The sequence below is a fragment of the Psychrobacillus sp. FSL K6-1267 genome, from assembly GCF_038003265.1.
Taxonomy (GTDB): Bacteria; Bacillota; Bacilli; order Bacillales_A; family Planococcaceae; genus Psychrobacillus; species Psychrobacillus faecigallinarum.
This window is the reverse complement of sequence record NZ_JBBOOR010000001.1, coordinates 1,124,654-1,145,806: the sequence shown is the minus strand read 5'-3', so window position 1 is coordinate 1,145,806 and position 21,153 is coordinate 1,124,654. Positions and strand designations below refer to the sequence as shown.

Here is a 21,153-nt window from a genome sequence, read left to right as displayed (position 1 = left end):
TTTATACATAAAACTATTTTCTTATAGTATAATTTTTTCATTATGTAAAAAGGATGTGAATATTTTGTGAATAAGCATTTTGTAAATGGACTCCGAGATGGATCAAGCATCGCTATCGGATATTTTCCTGTTGCACTAACCTTCGGGCTTTTGGCAAAAACGTCTGGATTATCTCTGTTAGAGGCAACTGCCATGAGCCTCTTTGTATATGCGGGAGCTGCTCAATACATGTCTTTGACTCTTATCACAAAATCGGTAGATCCGATTTTAATTGTGTTAAATACTTTTGTTGTAAACATTCGTCACTTCCTTATGACGGCATCATTGAATGAAAAGATGCAAAGTGAAAAAAGATGGATCAAAGGAATTTATGCTTTTGGAATTACAGATGAAGCCTTCTCTGTTCTTGCTACTAAGAAAGAAGACAAGATTCCAACCCCCTTCGCATTTGGTGTTGTCGTTATTGCTTATACTAGTTGGGTTGTTTTCACTGCGATAGGTCATGTTATCGGGGCAAATCTTCCTGCTTTCCTTCAAGCGGCTATGGCCATCGCTTTATATGCAATGTTCATCGGTCTATTGGTCCCATCTATGAAGGGTAACCGAAAAGTTGTTATGTTAGCCCTAATAGCCGCGCTAATTAATGCTTTTTTTTATTGGACTAGCTTGCTATCGACTGGATGGTCCATTTTGGTTGCGACTCTTGCTTCTTCTATCATAGTTGAAATCGTTTATGCAAGAAAACAAAAAAGTTTGCCGAAAGGAGTTTAATGAATGAGTGGTTGGTATTGGTGGATGCTTCTTGGTATGGCAATTGTGACTTATATCCCTCGGGCGTTCCCTTTAACCTTCTTGGAAGGTAAGGAGCTTCCTCCTGTTATCTCTGGTGTTTTACGTAATATCCCCTATGCTGTTTTAGGGGCATTGATATTTCCTGCTGTTATATACATACAAGAAGGCAATATATTATTTGGTGTCTTTGGTTCTATTGTTGCCTTTGCGCTTGCTTTTTTGTTTCAAAACGTAATGATTGTCGTCTTAGGTACTATAGGATTTTTAGCCATTTATAGTTTATTATTTTAATAGTCTGAATTATTTTACTTTTTAAATATACTTGACTACTAGGTTTTGATTGTTTAAAGTTGAAAACAATTCTTACAACAATTAAATAGCACATCACTTTCTTATCTAGAGAAACCGAGGGATCAGGCCCCATGACGTTTCGGCAACAGGTTCATTTGAATACTGTGCCAACTCCTGCAAGCGTAATGCTTGAAAGATGAGAAAAGTTGGTTTTTCGTATATTTTGAAGAGCTTTCTTTTTCTTATCGTTTATTAGATAAGAAAATGGAAGCTCTTTTTTCTCGTGATAGAAAGGTAGATGACTATCATTTGTCTGTAACGAATGATGATGCCTAAGGAGGTTGTTATAAATGATTGAGTTTAAAAATGTTTCCAAGACTTTTCGTCTTGGCAAACGGGAGGTGCATGCCGTTAAAAATGTCTCTCTAAAAGTTAATGCAGGAGAAATATTTGGCATCATTGGGTTTAGTGGAGCTGGGAAAAGTACACTCCTTAGATTAGTGAATATGTTAGAACGCCCATCTAAGGGCTCCGTATTTATTCAGGACATTGATGTAAATTCTTTGTCTTCAAAAGAACTACGAACTAGAAGAAGAAATATCGGCATGATTTTTCAAAACTTTAACCTATTCCATTCTCGTTCAGTTGCTGGTAATATCGCTTACCCATTAAAGCTTGCTGGTCTTAGTAAAAGTGAAATTAATACACGTGTTAATGAGCTATTAAGTTTTGTAGGCCTCTCTGACAAGGCAAAGGATTATCCAAGTCAGCTATCTGGGGGACAAAAGCAAAGAGTAGGAATAGCTCGTGCACTAGCAACTTCCCCAGATATTTTAATTTGTGATGAAGCGACATCAGCTTTAGATCCAGAAACTACTGGTGAAATACTTAGACTTCTAAAAAAGGTCAATAAAGAATTTGGTATAACCATTTTATTGATTACTCATGAAATGCACGTTATCCAGTCCATTTGCCAAAGAGTAGCAGTGATGGAGGACGGTGTGGTTATTGAATCGGGAGATGTGTTCGATGTCTTTACCGAACCACAGCACCTTACCTCACAGCGTTTTATCCAATCAGTACAGCAGGACCTTCCCTCCCCAAGGATATTAGAGGAATGGCGTGCTCGAGGTGGCAATGGCTTCTACCGAGTGATTTTTAAAGGAGAGATCACTAACGAAGCGGTTTTATCGCATATAACTCAGAAGCACAAGGTTCATTTTAATATTGTATACGGCTCTATACGCGAATTGCAGGAAAGACTGTTTGGAGACTTAGTTATCTCGTTCGAAGGTGATCCAGTAGCTATTCAACATGCGATTGCAGAGTTAGAAACTATTGTGGATATAAAGGAGGTGGCAAAGCATGAAGGTTGATTGGAGTACTTTTTGGCCAAGAATTGTGGAGTCGACAGGCGAAACAATCATAATGGTAATCGCCACCCTTATATTCGGCTCTATTTTAGGAATAACGATTGGATTACTGTTGTTTGTCACACGTGAAAGGAACATATTAGAAAATAAATTAGTTTTTCAAGTTTTAAATATCTTGATCAATATCATACGTCCGATACCTTTCATTATTTTTTTAGTAGCTATTTCACAGCTTACAAGATTAGTAATGGGAACAACAATAGGTACAGCAGCTGCAATTTTCCCCATGACAATTGTTGCGAGTTTTTCGATTGCTAGAGTAGTTGAAAATAACTTAGTTAGTATAGATCCGGGTGTTATTGAAGCAGCGCAAGCAATGGGAGCAAGTCCCTTACGCATTATATTTACGGTATTAATCCCTGAAGCTTTAGGGCCTCTTATCCTAGGATTAACATTTATAACTGTTAGCTTAATAGACTTTTCAGCAGTGGCAGGAACTGTTGGTGGCGGTGGTCTCGGTCATATTGCTATGACATACGGCTATCAGCGTTTTGACGGAAGCGTAATGCTCGTAACAGTCATTATTCTTATTATTCTTGTTCAGCTTGCGCAATGGTTAGGAAATGCTTTGTCAAAAAAATTCATGAGAAGATAAGGAGAGATTTCGATGAAAAAATTTAGTTTATTATTTTTCGCTCTAATAACTGCTTTAATACTGACGGCTTGTGGTGACTCATCTGCTGCTACAGATAAAGATACAGTTAAAGTGAAAATTGGTGTAAATGGTTCAGATGGCATTCAATGGCCAATTTTACAGAAGAAAGCTGCTAAGGAAGGTATTGAAATTGAACTAGTAGAATTTGCAGATTATACATTACCGAATAATGCATTGGCTCAAGGAGATATCGATTTAAATGCTTTCCAACACTTATCCTTCCTATCCCAATACGTGAAGGAAAGTGGCAATGATATTGTTCCAATCGGCTCTACAATGTTTGCACCTTTAGGAGTTTATTCGGAAAAAATTAAAGACATAAATGAAATAAAAAAAGGAGATAAAATTGCTATCCCAGATGACCCAGCTAACCAAGCGCGTGCTCTTCGTCTTTTAGAGTCTGCAAAGCTCATCACATTATCAGATGATTTTGGCCTATTCGGAGATCCCACTGGTATTGTAGAAAACCCATTAAATTTAGATATCATTCCAATGGTTGCTCAACAAACTCCACGAGTATTACCGGACGTTGCTGCCTCCATTATCAATAATGGCGTTGCCGGCCAGGCTGGGTTTTCCCCTGGAGAAGATCCTATTTATAGAGAGGCTGGAGAAGATGAATCTATCTATCCTTACGTTAACTTAATAGCAGCTCGCGGAGAAGACAAAGACAACGAAGCCTATCTTCGCATCGTCGAACTTTATCAAGAGGAAGACATTCAAAAAGCAATCACTGAGGACACGAAGGGTGGCTCATCTCTAGTAATTTTAACTCAGGAACAACTAGATGAGACATTTGAAAATCTATTGAAATAAATAAATGAAAATATAAGGAGGAAAAAAGATGAGTATTGTAAAAGAACCGAAAGAACTTCTGATTAAGTCAATTGAGGAAAATAAAGAACTGTATATTCAAGTCAGCCAGGAGATTCATGCTAACCCGGAGATTGGTAATCAGGAATTCTTTGCTAGTGCCAAGCATATTAAGTTGCTACGTGACGCTGGCTTTGAGGTAACTACTGCCGTTGCAGGTCATGAAACCTCCTTCTATGCTATAAAAAAAGGAGTAAAAGAAGGTCCTACTGTAGCTTATCTAGCCGAGTATGATGCTCTTCCAGGCATCGGTCATGCCTGTGGTCATAATATTATCGGCACTACTAGCGTAGCAGCTGGTATTGCTCTAGCAGAGGCACTTCCCCTTACAGGTGGCAACGTGGTCATACTAGGAACCCCTGCCGAGGAAGGTGGCCCCAATGGAAGTGCAAAAGGAAGCTTCGTAAAGCATGGCTTCTTAAAGGATGTAGATGTCGCATTAATGATTCACCCTTCCGGGAAAACATCTTTAACTAGTGAGACATTGGCTGTAGATCCACTAGACTTTCATTTTTACGGTAAAGCTGCACATGCATCTGGGTCTCCAGAGCAAGGAATAAACGCTCTAGATGCAGTCATTCTGCTATTCAATGGTATTAATGCCCTTCGTCAACAGTTGCCAAGCAATGTACGTATTCATGGCATTATCACTCACGGAGGTGATGCACCGAATATCATACCCGATTATGCCTCAGCCCGCTTTTATATCCGCGCTGAAAGCTGGAAACATACAGAGGAAGTAGCACAAAAGGTTCATGCTATCGCTAACGGCGCAGCGTTAGCAACCGGTGCCTCGGTAAGAATTGAGCGATTCCAAAACGAGGTTCAGGACTTTGTATTAAATTCAAAATTGGACGAAATCCTACATTCCGAACTAGAAGCAGTGGGAGAATTCGTGCATACGGAAAAACGAAAAGGAAAAGGCTCCACAGATGCTGGAAATATTAGCTACGCAGTCCCTACTGCCCACCCGCATATCAAGATTGGCCCTGATGATTTAGTTGGTCACACAATCGAGTTTCGGGAAGCAGCTAAATCCCAGCTAGGTAACGAGGCACTCATCAAAGGCGCCAAAGCTCTAGCCTCCACTGGCTACCGCATCCTCACAGATGCAGAATTGCTACACAACATCCGCAAGGACCACGAAGTAGCGCTAGCTAAGAAAACCGGTGGAAATTGAGGAATAGCCGGCTCGATAATAGGTAGGTAAAGTTGAGTGTGTAGGGATGTATGGTAGGAGTGTTGCTGGTTTATGAGAAGTGTTGCGCATTCTGCCAAAGTGTTGCAGAGATTGTGATAACTGTTGCGTGTTTCTCCCAAAGTGTTGCGCATTCTGCCAAACTGTTGCAGAGATTGCGATAACTGTTGCGTGTTTCTCCCAAAGTGTTGCGCAAACGGAGGAAACTGTTGCGCGTTTGATGAGTAGTGTTGCAGATAAACAAGTATCTACAAATGGTTCCCCCCAACCCAGAAGATAATTAATAGCTTTGCAATATTACTTTAACGTTGCACAGATGAGAGTAAACATTGCAGTAATCACTAATAACCTTGCACAGATCACTATAAACATTGCGGTATTCGCTTCAAACCTTGCAGTGATGACTCACAACCTTGCACTTACCAAAGTTCCTTGCACTATGATGTGGGTCTTTCCCTTTCCCAATTCCTTTCACCAAAAGCAAAATAAAAAATCCGCCTTCATGAGGCGGATTTTTTGTCGCGTGCTTTCATATGGCTTGCATACCAGAATCCAACTGTCAGGGATGCTGCATCTAAAATGTATATCCACCAACGATGGGTGTATCCTGCATAGACCGATGCTGCAAATAGCGCGACAGTTAGTAATAGGGCAACATAGCGGTTGAAGGTTATGCGAGTAAATAGCACAACTAATAAAGCAGGTGTCACGATAGCCAGTATCACTTGTGTTGGTATAGATAAAGTTTCCATTATTTCTCCTACCTTACTAAGATTAATCCTAGTCTGTAATGATCGTGTCTAAACAAAACATGCTGTCTCAATCGTAGCTCTCCATTGTGATCTAATACTTCTAATCTGCAATGAGCTGCATTGATTTGGACGGCTTCGTATAGCTCTTGCTCATCTGTTACTTTTTGTCCATTTACTTTAACGATGCATTCTCCAATTTTTAAGCCCATTTTTTCTGCTGGAGAGTCCGATAGCACACCTGCAATCATCACTCCATTAGATTGAGGTGAAACGGCATACGAACCATTACGCTCTTTTGTATATTCAATATAAGATATTAATAGTCTCGCTATAACTCCTAATCCCACCGCAATTATAGCTATAAGTGGTTCTAGATAGCCAAAAGCAGCGATGACCGTCACTACTATTCCTAACTGCCAAACTCTTTTTCCATAGTGAGGGAAAAATTTCTCTGCCAACGAATGCCTGCTTTTTTGTTGGAAACCTATCACAAATGGGAACAATATTAAAGAAAACGTTGATTCTCCTAAAGTAAACTGCGGCCAGTAGGGTAGATATGTATGTATAACATCTCCCGGTATGACTAATAGAATCGGTAACAACCAAAGTCGTTTGGTTACATATTCCATTGCCTCGCTGCCTCTTGCCGTTTTTACCAATTTAGGTGACGCATTAGTTGCTCCATGCTTTTGAATGATGAATCCCTCAGCCACTAATAGCAATCCTGCTAAAATAGCAATCGGTACGATCATTTCACTAAATATATCTTGTCCAATAAAATCCCATGTCAATAATTCGAAGGACCACTCATACAAGTACATGATATATAAAGTAACTGCTCCTAATGCGATTGCATATATCGCAGAACCAGCCTGATACATAAAGAGTATCACAAAAATAATCATCCATACACTATAGACCATCAACCATGAAGAAGGTACAACTAAACCCGCTGCTACACTTATAACAGATATAATAATTGCCCATACATAACCGTCTAACAAGAAATGCTTGGCCTCTGTCCAGCCCCAAAGAATTCTAGCTCGGAACTGTTTTCTCTCTCTTTTTACTCGAAAATATCCGATTAACACAGAAAAAAGAAGCGTAATATATACGGCTGGATGAAGGAAGAATCGTCCTATTCCTTTTACCAATTCTATTAATATTTCTTGTACCATACGCATCCTCCTCGCTCGTAACATAGTGTAACTATTATTGTATCAAACGAGGAGAACTTCCGTATAGGTTTATTGTATCAAGTTATTTATTTAACTTATGAATTATATAACTTACTCCCATTTGTAACTGTTGATCGTTCTCTTTTCTAGACTTATAATTGTTAATTGTGTTAGTCATATTCTGAAAGAATAACTCATCAAGCTTTGAATTTACTTCCAATTTATTCGTCTCACGATATTTGTCTACTGCTTCTAGAGTATTTTCATCAAAATAGCCATCCTTGCGAGCTACATTATAGCCAAGCCCCCCAAGTACTTGCTGTACGTACTTCACTTCCTCACCATAATCTCCAAGCTGGAACTCACCGTGATAGTATTTCATATCGATATCGAATAATTCGTCTTGCTCCACCTTCAGATCTGCCTCAATCCCTTTGTGATGAATCCATTGTTGTTTGGGAGTTAACCATTTATGTGTAGATATTTTTAATTTGCCACCGTTGGATAATGGGTGAGTTTCTTGAACAGTTCCTTTACCAAAGCTTGTTTCACCAACGATCATGGCGCGGTTATTATCCTTCAATGCACCTGCTAAAACCTCACTGGCTGAAGCACTTCCACCATTTTGCAATAAAACAACTGGTACCTTGTTAAGATAAGGTGTGTCCTTATTTACTGTATTCAACATTTCTAAAACTCCATTGGAATCCTGCATATATGCAAATGTGCTACCGTTTTGTAAAAGTGTACCTATAATAGAAGAAACACTAAATAAATAACCACCTGGATTACCTCGGACATCCACAACTAGTCCGTGTATGCCACGTTCTACTAGAGCTTTTGTTTGCTTCTCCCACTCTTCAGCTGTTTTCTCTCCAAAAATAGAAATCGTTACGATTCCAATAGACTTACCATCGACCTCTAAAACCTCACTAGAAACAGTATGCAACGCGATTGTGTCTCGTTTCATATGTAACTCCACATGACGATTCTCGCTTGGACGATATACCGTCAATTTAAGACTACTTCCTTTTTCGCCGCTTAACAGTTGGACTAACTCCGCCATTGATTTAGCAGTTAATCTTTCTCCGTTTACTCGAACAATTTCATCCTGAGGTTTTAAACCCGCTTTAAACGCTGGGGAATCTTTGATTGGTGCAACAACGATAAACTTACCACCAGACTGCATAATTTCCACACCGATTCCTACTCGCTCTTCTGCAAGAGAAGATTCCTGAGCCTCCGCTTCCTCTTTTGTTAAATAAGAAGAATGTGGATCCTCCAGTGCATCAGCCATACCTCTTATAGCACCTTCCACTAATAGTTTCTCGTTCTTAGAAAAAACAGCTTCTTTCTTTATTAAGTCATAAGCTTCATCAATGACCTTGCTACTACTAACCTCACTCTCCTCACCCTTAGGTGATTTTCCTGACAACCATAAATACCCTAAAACTAATGCGACAACTAATATAAAGCCGTATAAAAAAATCCGATTTTTGCGCAAATTCAACCTCCTACTTTTCCACTAATATATGTGAGAAAAACGAAGTTTAATACTTGCCCAAAAATCAGATTCTTAATTTAATTTATTGACATAATCTATAATCATTTGTTCATCCATCGGTCCAACTATTTTATTTTGTATCGTTCCAGTCGTATCGATCATGTAAGTAGTTGGGATAGTAATGGCTTGATATACATCTCCTATCTCCCCTTCTTCATCCAGTGGGATAGGAAAAGTTAAACCATAATCATCCACGAATGAACTAACCTTATCAATACCATAATCACCTTTCGTAAGGTTGACCGCAAGTATCTCTACGTTAGCTTCTTCTGCCATATCCTCATAATAGTTTTGCATATGAGGCATTTCGGCCTTACAAGGTGGGCACCACGTTGCCCAAAAGTTTAAAACAACTTTTTTTCCCTTATAATCTGAAAGCGATACTTCTTCACCAGCCAGAGTGGTCAGAGTAAATTCAGGAGCAATATCTCCTTTACCAGTCCCTTTGTTTGCAGGGTTTTCAGCAAGATCTGTGCCCATCTGCTCCCCTTCAAACGGATCTGCTTTTTCATCGATATTCTCTTTGACAAAGGATATAGTAGCAATAGCTACTAAACAACCAACAATTAGTAACCCAATGATTTTCTTCACTTTGTACCTCCATATTACCTATTAAATATCATTACTCTAATTATATGCATAAGTAGAATTAGAATACTATTCTATTCCTTTTGTTTTGTTATAAATGTGTACAAAAAAAGACACTCCTAAGTAATAGAAGTGTCTTTTCATTTTATAAAGAAATATATCTTAATGGGTTAACTGAGTTACTTGCCATGCCTTCCCAATATCCTAGATGAGTTTCGAAGTGAAGATGTGGTCCAGTTGAGTTACCAGTAGTTCCAATCGCGCCAATATGCTGGCCTTTTGAAACAACTTGTCCAACGCTTACTTTAATGCTGCTTAAATGAGCATATAAGGAAGTAATAGTCTGGCCATCAATAGAATGTGTAACCATAATAACATTACCGTATGTGCTTAAAGGTGATGCATATGAAACTACGCCATCAGCTGCCGATAATACTGGTGTACCTGTGCTGTTTGCAATATCGATTCCGTAATGCATTTTGCCTTTCCCATATATCGGATGCATTCTATATCCATATCCAGAAGTAAATCGACCGGATGCAGGTTTAGTCCAGTTACCAGAAGAAACTTCTGGGATAGATGTTGTAGATCCGCTAGCGGCTTGCTGACGCTCACGTTCTGCAGCCTCTCTTTTCTTTTTCTCTTCTGCTGCTTTTCTAGCTATTTCTGCTTGTCGTTTTTGTTCTGCGACGATTTTATCTTGAATTGCTTTATCTAAGTTTAAAACTTCTTCATATTCAGTTTCCATTTGCTCTTTATCTTCTAAAAGTTTTGCTTGTTCTGCCTCTAGCTGGTCAACCAAAGTACCCTTAGAAGATTTTTGGCTATCTAAATTAGCTTTTAATGAAAGAAGTTGTGCTTTGCTATCTTCTTGCTCTTGAAGTTTTTTCTCTAAGCTTGCTGTTTGCTCTTCTAGTTTTGCTTTATCTTCCGCTTGCTCTTTTAAAATTTTTCGATCGGCTTCCATCAATGTATTAACTGCTGAAAAACGGTCGATAAAATCTACGAAGCTATTAGCTCCAAGTAAAACATCTAAATAATTTACAGATCCACCACTAACTTGAACTGCGCGAATTCTTTCTTTCAAAAGTTTATCACGGTCTGCAATTTTCTGTTCTAGCTCAGCAATAGAAGCCTTAAGAGCTTCTATTTCAGTCGTGGTTTTTTCAATCTCACTTAAAACTGCTGAAATACTTTTCTCGGTTGCCATAATTTCATTATCCAACGCTTGGATTTGAGCCATAATTTGGTCAATTTTGGACTCATTTGTATCAATCTTCGTTTCAGTTTCTTTAATATTTGATTGAATAGAACTTTTCTTTTCTTGAATGTTTTGCTGTTCTTTTTTAAGGTCATTCAATGAATTGGCAAGAGCACTTGGCGTGTTAAATAAAAGCGCTCCAGATGCTGCCACTGCAAATATGCGCAGCACCCATTTCGACTGTTTTCTCAAATCTCCCTGCTCCCTTCAAGCTACCTACTTATACTCGTAAAAATTTTCGTACAGACATGAAACTGCCCCATACACCGATTAAAACTCCCATTAACAAGATCAAGCCGTTTAACTGATAGATAAATGGGGAAAACTCTAGTAAATTAAATAAATTTCCTGATTCTAATTTAGGCTGCAATGCATTATAAAGATTGTAGTAAAGCACCGTAACTAGTGTGATTGGTAGTATCGCTCCTAATATACCAAGCCACATACCCTCCAATATGAAAGGAATTCGGATAAACCAGTTTGTAGCTCCAACTAGCTTCATAATCTCTATGTCTCTTCTTCTAGCAACTATCGTAATACGAATAGTATTCGATATTAAAAACATCGCTGTGAACAATAGCGCTAAAATAAGTACAATACCTACGTTTCTACCCATATTTAAGGCAGAAAATAGTCTTTCTATTTTTCCTTCTCCATAACTAACCTCAAAAGTGTTATCTAACTGATCGATCTCCTTCGCAACCTTCTCAGTTTCTTGAGGGTTTTTTGCTTTTACGTAAAAAACATTATGTAAAGGGTTTTCTTGCTCGAATAATTCAAGGTCTTCCCCAAAATCCATAACAAGCTTCTTTAATTCTTCTCCCTTAGTAGCGTAAGTTAACTCAGAAACTCCGGGAATGCTTTTTATATTTTCTTGTAACGTAGTGACAGATGCTTCGTCTGCAGTCAATTCCACGTAAACTTTTATCTCTACGTCTCGTTCTAAATCATCGGCTACTTTATTTAAATTCATCATAATCATGACGAACACGCCTACAAGTAATAATGTAACGGTTACAGCACTAACGGATGCAAAGGTCATCCAACCATTTCGGCTAATACTTTTCAAACTATCTCGGAAGTGTCGTCCTGCTGTTCTAGCCTTCATATCCGTAATCTCCTCCGTACTCGTCTCGAGTGATTAATCCACCCTCAACTACAATAACACGGTGTCGAATTGTGTTTACAATTTCTCTATTGTGAGTTGCCATAACAATTGTAGTTCCACGGGAATTAATCTCTTCGAAAATATTCATAATTTCCCATGATGTTTCGGGGTCTAAGTTTCCTGTTGGCTCATCTGCAATTACTAGTTTAGGAGTATTTACAATGGAACGCGCAATCGAAACACGTTGTTGTTCTCCACCTGATAATTCAGTTGGGAACATTCTTGCCTTATTTTTTAATCCAACTAACTCCAACACATCCATTACTTTTTTACGAATAATCTTAGGGGATTCCTCGATTACTTCTAATGCAAAAGCAACGTTTTCATATACATTCAAACGTGGGAGTAATTTAAAGTCTTGAAAGACAACTCCAATTTGTCTTCTCAAGTAAGGAACATTTTTGTTTTTTAATGTAGCTAAGTTCATACCATTGACTACAATCGTACCTGACGTTGAGCGTTCTTCTCGATACATCATTTTGATAAATGTCGATTTACCTGCTCCACTTGGGCCAACTACGTATACGAATTCACCCTGTTTAATTGCTACGTCAATCCCATTAGCAGCAACAATACCATTAGGATATTTTTTATAGACGTTAGTCATTTCTATCATTTGTATACCACCTAATTACTTTCTTTGATTAAATACAACAATGCCTATTATAACACTTGAGACCTTTGTTAATGTTACAATTAGATTTCAATTTGTAGGTAAATATAGTCAAAAAAACTAAATAATTATCGATTTTTCAGTTTTTTTGGTATTTTATGCCCCCTTACAAAAGGACTATACCCCTTATTTCTACACATTCATTCAAATCTCCTGCTATAAAATCGATTAAGAGAAAATTTTTACAGTAAAGTCTATTTTCCACCAATAAATTGAACATTTCGTGATATTGCTCTGATTATTTAAACTATTTTTCATTAATTTCCTTCAATATATGTCATTTACTAGCATTTAAAAGAGAGTATTTAGCATCATACAGGGGCAGGTATCCGTTATATTTTAAATAGTAGACTGGATTTCCGCTTTCCGATGAGTGAGCGATATGCCATCACCGTCGCTTCCGCGTCAGATGTGATTGCTTCTATTTCTCCCTCCTCCCACTGGAGTCGCCGCCTGTCGTCTCAATCAATCAATCAATCAATAATGAATGCTTTTGAATAATTGCAAACTCAAAATCTTAGTTCCTGAAAATGCTCTCATTCTTAAGTTGTGTGTCATTGATCGATTTTAAATATATACTTTGAATTCATGTAGTACTTACTTCATTTATTTCTTATCTTTTAAGAAGGCTGTTTTATTTCTGCTAAAATTATTTAAACGGAGAAAAATAGGAGTGGATTAGAATGAAAGTAGAGTATTTTATAGGAATTGTCCCACCAGAAGAATATTTAGAACGAATTGAGCATTTTCAACGTAAATGGATTAAGCAATTAGGTGTTGAGCCACATATTACTTTGAAAGCACAAGGGGGATTAACCGCAGATAAAAAGTGGATAGACAAAGTACAAAAGACGTGTAAGGATTTTAAGTCTTTTCAAGTGTCATTTGATAAGCCAAAGTATTTTGGAGATAACATTTTATATTTGAGTGTTCGCTCAAATAGTTTACACGAATTGCATCAAAAAATAGTAAAGGAGGTTTCACCGTCAGAAGTCTCAATAAAACAGTATTTTGAACTCGATGACTTTGTACCTCACTTAACTCTTGGGAAAGCACAGTATGGTGGAAACGTTTCTACTGGGCTCTCAAAAAAAGAACTAAAAGAAATGGAAAGATTAGCAGATATAGAATTGACACCATACCCTCAATTCGAAGTTAATTTTATTAGAGTTTATGAATTAAACAATGAAAAGCAAAGATATGAAAAATATTTAGATATTTCTTTAAGCAATTGACCTCTCAAAAATTAGTTTTACATATGTACTACTCAATATTTTTTTCTACATTCTTTTCTTATCATTCAAAAAAGCAGCTACTTTTACAAGTAGCTGCTTTCGTTCAATCGATTATTTTTTCTCAGCTAACCATGCAGCAACTGCTTCTGCTTCTTCACCTTGAATGATTTTTGGTGGCATTGCGCCTTGTCCATTTAAAATAACATTTAAGATTTCATCTTCAGATAAGCGAGAGCCTACATCAGCAATTGCTGGGAAGCTACCTTGTCCTTCTAAGTTTCCACCATGACAAGTAATACATTTAGAATTGACAATCTTCTCTGCATCTACAGAAGCAGTTTCAGAAGAACCAGTCGATCCATCATCAGTTGTTGAAGTGTCTTTTGCTTCATCGTCTCCACCACCACAAGCAGCAAGCATTAGACCTGCTCCAAAGATGACAGCTAGTAATTTTTTGTTCATTAATTTAACCTCCCTCAACATTATGGAATTGCAATCTTATTATACCAAATTTAGTACCTTTTAAAACCTTCTCCTAATACCTCATAGGCATCAGAAACTATGACAAACGCAGTGGGGTCAATGATTTGGACTACTTGTTTCAGCTTTGTGAACTCTGTTTGATAGGCCACCACCATAAGGATGGATTTCTCTTCATTGGTATATCCGCCATAGGCAGGAAGCTTCGTCACACCTCGATCAATCTCCTTATATATAGCTTCCCTTATTTCATCCTGTTTATTCGTAATTATATAAATCATTTTAGATTGGCTAAATCCTAGCTGCACGATATCTATCGTTTTTGTTGTAACAAATAACCCAATCAACGCGTATAAAGCCTTTTCTATATCAAATACTACTGCTGCACTCAGTACAATTAAGCCATCGATAAGTAAAACACTTCTTCCTAATGAAAAACCTGTGTACTTTGTGATAATTTGAGCAGCTAGATCCGTTCCACCTGTGGAAGCACCACCTCTGAAGACAATTCCTAATCCAAGCCCTACTGTGATTCCACCGAACAAAGCGCCTAACAATGGATTATATGTCCATGGTTCCCAGCTTGCTGTTAATAAGACAACAGCTGGTAGCACTAAGGTTCCTACTAATGATTTGATACCAAACCTTGCTCCAAGAAATATTAAACCTGCTATAAATAATGGAATATTGAAAGCATATTGAACAAGTCCTGGCTCCCAGCCAAATACTCCTGTTAATATCGTACTTATTCCACTAACTCCCCCGGAGGCTACTTGGTTCGGCAATAAAAATACGTTAAAGCCAAGAGCTATTATTGCTGCTCCTATTATGACGTAAAAATAATCTCTCGCTTGTACCATCCATGGAGCCATTTCTTTATGAACTCTATTATTTGTCGTTGTAGTCATCGTAATTCCTCTTTCATGTAAATACTTTTATTCAACCTGAAATAGTATAACAACAGAAGACATTTTTGTGAACTTCAGCAAGATGACGTATTAATAGATTGATTTGATTAGTATGTACTATATAGTTAAATAAAATCATACATAAAAACTGCGTTTCTAAAATTAATTAGATACGCAGTTTAAACATAATAGATTAGTTATTAATGGACTGTGCTTCCTTATAGGTTTCCTCAATATAATCGGCAATGGCTAGCTGATCCTCTGTAATATTTACTAGTGTCGCATTTAGTTCCTCCACAGTTGCCGTACTTTCCTCGATAATTGCAGCAAACTCAGTAGTGCTTATGTTAATTTCTTCACTGTTTTTTGCAATCGTATCAATCTCTTTTAAATAGATTGCCAACGACTGTTGAAGTGAGCTCATCGTTTCAAATAGATTTTTGAACGATTTGTTAGATTGTTCAGCTGTTTCTGACTGATTGTGAATTTGTGCTAAACCTATTTCAAGCTTTTGCAGAGCTGCCTCATTAAACTTGTTGACATTGTTTAGATTATCATCTATTTTCTCTACCGTTTGATTGGTTACACCAGCTAGTTTTCGTATTTCTTCAGCTACTACTGCAAATCCCTTACCGTGTTCTCCAGCGCGTGCAGCTTCAATAGATGCATTTAATGCTAAAAGATTTGTTTGCTCTGTAATTTGACGAATGTCACTGGCAAACTGATTTGTTTCAGTAATTTTTTCAAAAAGATTTTGAAACGTTTGGTTTAATTCCTCGAAAAAGATTGTAAATTGATTAATGTCTTTCGTCATTTCCTCCATGACCAGTGACCCATCTGAAGCGTTTTTTCCTGCTACTTCTGCCTTCTGAACTATCGACTCTAAGTTAATAGCCATTTCTTTCACTGAGCTAGATGTAGCTTCTGTATTATGGACAATATCAGCTACATTGTCAGCTTGACGTTGAGCCCCGCTACTGACTTCCCCTACTGCAATAAGCATTTCCTGTTGAGCTATATTAGCAGATTGTGTACTTTGACGAATTTGTTCTAAATTTGAAGTAATGATATGTACTGCATTTTCCAATTTATCGTTAAGAAGGCTGTCTTCTTTAGCTTTAAGAGCGGCTTCACCCATTAATCTTTCTACATTTGAGAACAAAGATTTACTTTGAGTAACCTGTAAATAGATGCCCAATGCCATTATAAAATGTATAAAGAACACATTTACTGTTTGCCCCTCAAATAAGTTTGGCTCATCCCTTACAACATTTATAGACATGGCAATAATTGATAAAACAAAACCATATATAAAAACGAAACGATCATTATGAATACTACTTAATATAAGTACGAAGAATGCTAAAATAATTGTCGCTATACTGATTACATTGAAATAAGCTGTACTACCTGCAGTAATTGCGGTAGCCAATATAATAATATAAGGAAACATTTTGGCAATATTCATCGATTTTCTAGCAAAATAGTAAAAAATAAAAGAAGCAACAAAGGGTATACCTATTGAAATAATAATTGCAGTTTTCGCTTGCATCATAACTTGCACTAATAGCCCTAATCCAGCTGCTAATGCATAAGCAATATAAAGTATGGTATTTTTTCTTAATAGATCTTTCTGCTTCAACTCATTAATGTTCATTTCCTTTTCTCCATTCCCAATATAAAATAACACATAAAAACTCCCATGTAATTTTATTATAACATGGGAGTTTTTACCGTCTATTAATTTATTTTGGAGCGTAGGTATGCATGAATGAATGGGTCTATTTCACCATCTACAACCGCATGGACGTTTCCACTTTCCTCATTCGTACGGTGGTCTTTAACCATTGAGTATGGATGAAATACATAAGATCGAATTTGACTACCCCATCCGATTTCTTTTTGCTCTCCACGAATCTCAGCAAGCTGTGCTTCCTGTTCTTCAATTTTTAATTGGTATAGCTTAGATTTTAAAAGCTTCATTGCGTGTTCACGGTTTTTAATCTGTGAACGCTCCGTTTGACAAGTTACTACTGTGTTGGTCGGCAAGTGAGTAATTCGAACTGCTGAGTCAGTTGTATTGATATGCTGACCACCGGCACCTGTTGCACGGTACGTATCTATTTTTAAATCTTCTGTGCGGATTTCAATTTCTATTTCATCATTAAACTCTGGCATAACCTCACACGAAACAAACGATGTATGACGGCGACCAGATGAATCGAAAGGAGATATACGGACAAGACGATGAACGCCTTTTTCTGCTTTTAAGTAACCGTAAGCATTATGACCCTTTATCAGTAAGGTAACGGATTTAATACCAGCTTCATCACCAGGTAAGTAATCAATTGTCTCAACCTTAAAGCCGCGTTTATCTGCCCAACGCTGATACATACGTAGAAGGATGGAACCCCAGTCCTGTGATTCTGTTCCACCCGCACCAGGATGCAATTCTAAAATAGCATTGTGCTTATCATATTCTTCACTTAGTAATAATTGAAGTTCAAATTCTTCTAGAGCAGTAGTGAATTCTTTTAACTCTTTTCCAAGCTCTTCTTGTAATTCTTCATCTGGCTCTTCTTTCAATAATTCAAGAGTCATTTCCAGATTTTCTTGTGTAGATACAAGATTATAATATTGTTCAACAATTCCTTTTAAACCATTTAACTCATTAATAACCTTTTGAGCTCCTTGAGAATCATCCCAAAAATCTGGGAAAGTCATTAACTCCTCTAATTCCTGAATACGAACCTCTTTGTTTTCTAAGTCAAAGAGACCCCCTAAAGTCTTTTAACTTACCGGCTGTACGGTCTAATTCATTTCTTACAACTGAAATTTCTATCATTTTTTTGTTCCTCCGAATATCTCTATTATCTAACTGCACCATGACAGTTTTTAAACTTTTCTCCGCTACCACATGGACATGGCTCATTGCGACCTACATTGGCCTGCTTGCGAACTGGTTTTTTCTTAACAGGACCGCCTTCTTCTTTTGGATTCACAGCTTGCCCTTTAGCTACCTCTTCACGCTCCAGGTTGTTGCGGATTTCTGCTTTCATAGCATACTTCGCTACATCCTCTTGGATAGCCTCTACCATGGATTCGAACATGGCGAACCCTTCACTTTGGTATTCACGAAGTGGATCATTTTGTCCATATGCACGTAAGTGAATACCTTGACGAAGCTGATCCATCGCATCGATATGATCAATCCATTTAGAGTCAATTGAACGAAGTAAAACAACTTTTTCGAATTCGCGCATGCGCTCAGCAGTCATTTCCGCTTCTTTTGCATCATAAAAGCTAATTACTTCATCTTTAATCTTCTCAATAACTTCATCTTGAGAAATATTTTCTAACATTGCTTGAGTGATGACACCTTCTGGAAGCAGATTAGCTTGAACATAATCCTCTATTGCCTTATAGTTCCACTCTGCTTTATTTTCTGCATTGGTATGAGCAGTAACTAAACGCTCAATAGCAGCAAAGATCATTGTCTCAACTAAAGCACGCATATTTTCTGTTTCCAATACTTCGTTACGTTCTTTGTATATAATTTCACGTTGCTGACGCAAAACATCATCATATTGTAATAGACGCTTACGAGAATCGAAGTTGTTACCCTCTACACGTTTTTGAGCAGATTCCACTGCACGGGATACCATTTTAGATTGGATAGGCTGTGAATCGTCCATTCCAAGCTTAGACATCATAGTGCGCATATTGTCTGAACCAAATCGACGCATCAATTCATCTTCCATAGAAAGATAGAATTGAGTTACACCAGGATCCCCTTGACGACCAGAACGTCCTCGTAGCTGATTATCAATACGACGCGACTCATGACGCTCAGTACCAATTACTGCTAACCCACCAGCATCTAAAACCCCGTCTCCAAGCTTGATATCTGTACCACGCCCAGCCATGTTAGTGGCAATTGTTACAGAACCAAGATGTCCTGCAGTTGCGATAATTTCTGCTTCATGCTCATGGTTTTTTGCATTTAATACATTATGCTTGATGCCATGCTTTGTTAACAGCTTTGAAATAATTTCAGAAGTCTCGATCGCAACAGTACCTATTAAAACTGGTTGTCCATTTTTATGACGTTCTGCTATATCAGCTGCAACCGCTTCGAACTTTCCATTCATGGATGCATAGATTAAATCTGGACGATCATCTCTAGCAATCGGTTTATTCGTTGGAATAGCAATAACATTCATATTATAAATATTACGGAATTCCTCTTCCTCTGTTTTAGCAGTACCTGTCATCCCTGACAGCTTGTCATACATACGGAAAAAGTTTTGGAAGGTAATCGTAGCCATTGTCATCGATTCATTTTGTACTTCTAAGCCTTCCTTAGCCTCAATCGCTTGATGCAATCCGTCACTATAACGACGGCCCTTCATCAGTCGTCCGGTGAAGGAGTCAACGATGACTACGTCACCTTCTTGCACAACATAATCAACATCTAAATGCATGGAAACATGTGCTTTTAGAGATTGGTTGATCGCATGATTCAATCGAACATGAGTTAAGTCGAATAAGTTCTCGATATGGAAAGCTTTTTCTACTTTTTCAACTCCTGTATCAGTCAAAGTTACACCTTTAGTTGACTCTTCATACGTATAATCATCTTCTTTATTCAAAGTGCGAACAAATGCGTTTGCTTGCTTGTAAAGTGCAGCAGCCTTGTTTGCTTGTCCGGAAATGATTAAAGGCGTTCTCGCTTCATCGATTAAGATGGAGTCAACCTCATCTATTACGGCATAGTGAAGCGGACGTTGTACTTTTTCTTCCTTGTACAACACCATATTATCTCTAAGATAATCAAATCCTAGCTCATTGTTTGTGGAATACGTAACATCAGCAGCATATGCTTCACGCTTTTCATCTTTAGAAAGAGAATTTAAATTTAGTCCAACAGATAGACCTAAGAAATTATATAGTTTACCCATTTCCGCAGCATCACGGCTAGACAGGTATTCGTTTACTGTTACTACGTGGACTCCTTGTCCTGTTAGGGCATTTAAATAAACAGACATAGTAGACGTTAGGGTTTTACCTTCCCCAGTTTTCATCTCTGCAATATTACCCTCATGCAGTGCTGCTGCACCCATGATTTGCACTCGGAATGGATACAAACCTAGTACTCGTTTAGCTCCCTCACGCGCAACGGCAAATGCCTCTGGTAAAAGCTGATCTAAAGTCTCACCCTTAGAGAACCTTTCACGGAATTCCTCCGTTTTTGCGCTTAGTGCATCATCAGTAAGAGCTTCCATTTCACTAGCCAATGCTTCTACTTTATCAGCGATTTTTTCTAATCGTTTTAAATCACGTTTATTTAAATCGAACACTTTATTAAGAACATTAAGCATTTATATTCACTTCCCATTTAGTCTTACTCTCCATTTTACCATTCGTTACATACTCACGCAAATGAGGTGAGCCATAAATACAAAAACTCTTCTCTATGAAAAGAGAAGAGTTTTTGTCACTTTATGTCGATATGCTTACTTTAGGTATAATTTTTATTGGTTTAATTAATTTGTTTCGATTAAACCGTATTTTCCATCCTTACGTTTATAGACGATATGCGTACCATTTGAATCGGCATCAGTAAAGATAAAGAAGCTGTGACCAAGCATATTCATCTGTAATACTGCTTCTTCCTGATCCATCGGTTTTAAATCAAACTGTTTTGTACGGACGATATTGTACTCGTCTTCCTCTGAAAGAGAAACTGGAGCATCCGGTGGATCGATAGCAGCAAAATATGCTCCTACTCCCTCACGCTCACGGCTTTTACGATTTACTTTAGTTTTATATTTTCGAATTTGACGCTCTAATTTATCTACTATAAGATCAATAGCGGCATACATATCAGTATGACGTTCTTCCGCTCTTAAAGTTAAATTCTTCATCGGGATTGTTACTTCGACCTTAGTTTGTTTGTCATTGTACACTTTTAAGTTGACGTTTGCAGTCGCTTGAATTTCTTCGTTAAAGTAACGACCGACTTTTTCGACCTTACCTTCAACGTACTCACGAATTGCAGGAGTCACCTCAATGTTTTCTCCACGAATGTTAAAGTTTAGCAT

General features: G+C 37.7%; 21 protein-coding genes and 1 riboswitch. Of the genes, 8 read left to right on the top strand and 13 right to left on the bottom strand.

Annotation, left to right across the window (positions count from 1 at the left end; translation table 11 throughout):
- The first annotated feature begins 66 nt into the window (after positions 1 to 66).
- The 7 genes from MHB55_RS05610 (at position 67) to MHB55_RS05580 (ending at position 5,224) form a co-directional block, all read left to right on the top strand.
- Entirely contained in the window at positions 67 to 771 is a 705-nt protein-coding gene (locus MHB55_RS05610; RefSeq protein WP_144537677.1) for an AzlC family ABC transporter permease, read from the top strand.
- A gap of 3 nt (positions 772 to 774) precedes the next feature.
- Positions 775 to 1,083 (top strand): AzlD domain-containing protein, encoded by a 309-nt coding sequence (locus MHB55_RS05605; RefSeq protein WP_340862796.1) that lies wholly within the window; start codon positions 775 to 777, stop codon positions 1,081 to 1,083.
- A gap of 98 nt (positions 1,084 to 1,181) precedes the next feature.
- Positions 1,182 to 1,286: riboswitch (SAM riboswitch) on the top strand.
- Complete coding sequence (locus tag MHB55_RS05600) at positions 1,273 to 1,419, top strand: hypothetical protein (RefSeq protein ID WP_154311266.1); 147 nt, start codon at positions 1,273 to 1,275, stop codon at positions 1,417 to 1,419. Its footprint overlaps the riboswitch before it by 14 nt.
- Before the next feature lie 14 nt (positions 1,420 to 1,433).
- Positions 1,434 to 2,459, top strand: a complete 1,026-nt coding sequence (locus MHB55_RS05595; protein ID WP_340862795.1) for a methionine ABC transporter ATP-binding protein — start codon at positions 1,434 to 1,436, stop codon at positions 2,457 to 2,459.
- The gene (locus MHB55_RS05590; protein WP_144537671.1) at positions 2,449 to 3,111 is read left to right on the top strand and encodes a methionine ABC transporter permease; all 663 of its coding nucleotides are present in this window, start codon (positions 2,449 to 2,451) and stop codon (positions 3,109 to 3,111) included. The genes MHB55_RS05595 and MHB55_RS05590 overlap by 11 nt, the downstream gene beginning before the upstream one ends.
- Before the next feature lie 12 nt (positions 3,112 to 3,123).
- Positions 3,124 to 3,987 (top strand): MetQ/NlpA family ABC transporter substrate-binding protein, encoded by an 864-nt coding sequence (locus MHB55_RS05585; RefSeq protein WP_340862794.1) that lies wholly within the window; start codon positions 3,124 to 3,126, stop codon positions 3,985 to 3,987.
- A gap of 28 nt (positions 3,988 to 4,015) precedes the next feature.
- Positions 4,016 to 5,224 (top strand): M20 family metallopeptidase, encoded by a 1,209-nt coding sequence (locus tag MHB55_RS05580; protein ID WP_154311269.1) that lies wholly within the window; start codon positions 4,016 to 4,018, stop codon positions 5,222 to 5,224.
- Between the two features lie 518 nt (positions 5,225 to 5,742).
- Here the strand turns inward: MHB55_RS05580 and MHB55_RS05575 are convergent.
- From MHB55_RS05575 to ftsE, 7 genes are all read right to left on the bottom strand, one after another.
- Positions 5,743 to 5,994: a CsbA family protein gene (locus tag MHB55_RS05575; RefSeq protein ID WP_144537668.1), complete on the bottom strand. Its 252-nt coding sequence runs from the start codon at positions 5,992 to 5,994 to the stop codon at positions 5,743 to 5,745.
- A gap of 8 nt (positions 5,995 to 6,002) precedes the next feature.
- Complete coding sequence (locus MHB55_RS05570; protein WP_340862793.1) at positions 6,003 to 7,172, bottom strand: PDZ domain-containing protein; 1,170 nt, start codon at positions 7,170 to 7,172, stop codon at positions 6,003 to 6,005.
- A gap of 82 nt (positions 7,173 to 7,254) precedes the next feature.
- Positions 7,255 to 8,676 carry a S41 family peptidase gene (locus tag MHB55_RS05565; protein WP_340862792.1) on the bottom strand — a complete coding sequence of 474 codons (1,422 nt, stop codon included), beginning with the start codon at positions 8,674 to 8,676 and terminating at the stop codon, positions 7,255 to 7,257.
- Between the two features lie 72 nt (positions 8,677 to 8,748).
- The gene (locus tag MHB55_RS05560; protein WP_144537665.1) at positions 8,749 to 9,327 is read right to left on the bottom strand and encodes a redoxin domain-containing protein; all 579 of its coding nucleotides are present in this window, start codon (positions 9,325 to 9,327) and stop codon (positions 8,749 to 8,751) included.
- Positions 9,328 to 9,469: 142 nt separating this feature from the next.
- Positions 9,470 to 10,777 carry a murein hydrolase activator EnvC family protein gene (locus tag MHB55_RS05555; protein ID WP_340862791.1) on the bottom strand — a complete coding sequence of 436 codons (1,308 nt, stop codon included), beginning with the start codon at positions 10,775 to 10,777 and terminating at the stop codon, positions 9,470 to 9,472.
- 28 nt (positions 10,778 to 10,805) lie between these two features.
- The gene (gene ftsX / locus MHB55_RS05550; protein WP_340862790.1) at positions 10,806 to 11,693 is read right to left on the bottom strand and encodes a permease-like cell division protein FtsX; all 888 of its coding nucleotides are present in this window, start codon (positions 11,691 to 11,693) and stop codon (positions 10,806 to 10,808) included.
- Positions 11,683 to 12,369, bottom strand: a complete 687-nt coding sequence (ftsE, locus tag MHB55_RS05545; RefSeq protein WP_144537659.1) for a cell division ATP-binding protein FtsE — start codon at positions 12,367 to 12,369, stop codon at positions 11,683 to 11,685. Before ftsE ends, ftsX begins: the two co-directional genes overlap by 11 nt.
- 740 nt (positions 12,370 to 13,109) lie before the next feature.
- Here ftsE and MHB55_RS05540 point away from each other — a divergent pair.
- Positions 13,110 to 13,661, top strand: a complete 552-nt coding sequence (locus MHB55_RS05540; RefSeq protein WP_340862789.1) for a 2'-5' RNA ligase family protein — start codon at positions 13,110 to 13,112, stop codon at positions 13,659 to 13,661.
- A gap of 111 nt (positions 13,662 to 13,772) precedes the next feature.
- Here the strand turns inward: MHB55_RS05540 and cccB are convergent, their stop codons facing one another.
- From cccB to hpf, 6 genes are all read right to left on the bottom strand, one after another.
- Positions 13,773 to 14,123 carry a cytochrome c551 gene (gene cccB, locus MHB55_RS05535; RefSeq protein ID WP_144537655.1) on the bottom strand — a complete coding sequence of 117 codons (351 nt, stop codon included), beginning with the start codon at positions 14,121 to 14,123 and terminating at the stop codon, positions 13,773 to 13,775.
- Between the two features lie 50 nt (positions 14,124 to 14,173).
- Complete coding sequence (locus MHB55_RS05530; protein ID WP_144538237.1) at positions 14,174 to 15,001, bottom strand: YitT family protein; 828 nt, start codon at positions 14,999 to 15,001, stop codon at positions 14,174 to 14,176.
- A gap of 241 nt (positions 15,002 to 15,242) precedes the next feature.
- Positions 15,243 to 16,706, bottom strand: a complete 1,464-nt coding sequence (locus tag MHB55_RS05525; RefSeq protein ID WP_340862788.1) for a methyl-accepting chemotaxis protein — start codon at positions 16,704 to 16,706, stop codon at positions 15,243 to 15,245.
- Positions 16,707 to 16,789: 83 nt separating this feature from the next.
- Positions 16,790 to 17,891 (bottom strand): peptide chain release factor 2 gene (gene prfB / locus MHB55_RS05520; RefSeq protein ID WP_144538236.1). Its coding sequence is split into 2 segments (ribosomal slippage): positions 16,790 to 17,818 and positions 17,820 to 17,891, totalling 1,101 coding nucleotides; the frame shifts between segments, so codons are not numbered across the junction.
- A gap of 28 nt (positions 17,892 to 17,919) precedes the next feature.
- Entirely contained in the window at positions 17,920 to 20,430 is a 2,511-nt protein-coding gene (secA, locus tag MHB55_RS05515; protein ID WP_340862787.1) for a preprotein translocase subunit SecA, read from the bottom strand.
- Between the two features lie 165 nt (positions 20,431 to 20,595).
- Complete coding sequence (gene hpf / locus MHB55_RS05510; RefSeq protein ID WP_144537649.1) at positions 20,596 to 21,153, bottom strand: ribosome hibernation-promoting factor, HPF/YfiA family; 558 nt, start codon at positions 21,151 to 21,153, stop codon at positions 20,596 to 20,598.

Coding starts and splice junctions, on each gene's coding strand:
- MHB55_RS05605 (WP_340862796.1), top strand. CDS start 775: ATGAGTGGTTGGTATTGGTGGATGCTTCTTGGTATGGCAATTGTGACT.
- MHB55_RS05595 (WP_340862795.1), top strand. CDS start 1,434: ATGATTGAGTTTAAAAATGTTTCCAAGACTTTTCGTCTTGGCAAACGG.
- MHB55_RS05590 (WP_144537671.1), top strand. CDS start 2,449: ATGAAGGTTGATTGGAGTACTTTTTGGCCAAGAATTGTGGAGTCGACA.
- MHB55_RS05585 (WP_340862794.1), top strand. CDS start 3,124: ATGAAAAAATTTAGTTTATTATTTTTCGCTCTAATAACTGCTTTAATA.
- MHB55_RS05580 (WP_154311269.1), top strand. CDS start 4,016: ATGAGTATTGTAAAAGAACCGAAAGAACTTCTGATTAAGTCAATTGAG.
- MHB55_RS05575 (WP_144537668.1), bottom strand. CDS start 5,994: ATGGAAACTTTATCTATACCAACACAAGTGATACTGGCTATCGTGACA.
- MHB55_RS05570 (WP_340862793.1), bottom strand. CDS start 7,172: ATGGTACAAGAAATATTAATAGAATTGGTAAAAGGAATAGGACGATTC.
- ftsX (WP_340862790.1), bottom strand. CDS start 11,693: ATGAAGGCTAGAACAGCAGGACGACACTTCCGAGATAGTTTGAAAAGT.
- ftsE (WP_144537659.1), bottom strand. CDS start 12,369: ATGATAGAAATGACTAACGTCTATAAAAAATATCCTAATGGTATTGTT.
- MHB55_RS05540 (WP_340862789.1), top strand. CDS start 13,110: ATGAAAGTAGAGTATTTTATAGGAATTGTCCCACCAGAAGAATATTTA.
- cccB (WP_144537655.1), bottom strand. CDS start 14,123: ATGAACAAAAAATTACTAGCTGTCATCTTTGGAGCAGGTCTAATGCTT.
- MHB55_RS05530 (WP_144538237.1), bottom strand. CDS start 15,001: ATGGTACAAGCGAGAGATTATTTTTACGTCATAATAGGAGCAGCAATA.
- MHB55_RS05525 (WP_340862788.1), bottom strand. CDS start 16,706: ATGAACATTAATGAGTTGAAGCAGAAAGATCTATTAAGAAAAAATACC.
- secA (WP_340862787.1), bottom strand. CDS start 20,430: ATGCTTAATGTTCTTAATAAAGTGTTCGATTTAAATAAACGTGATTTA.
- hpf (WP_144537649.1), bottom strand. CDS start 21,153: ATGCTAAACTTTAACATTCGTGGAGAAAACATTGAGGTGACTCCTGCA.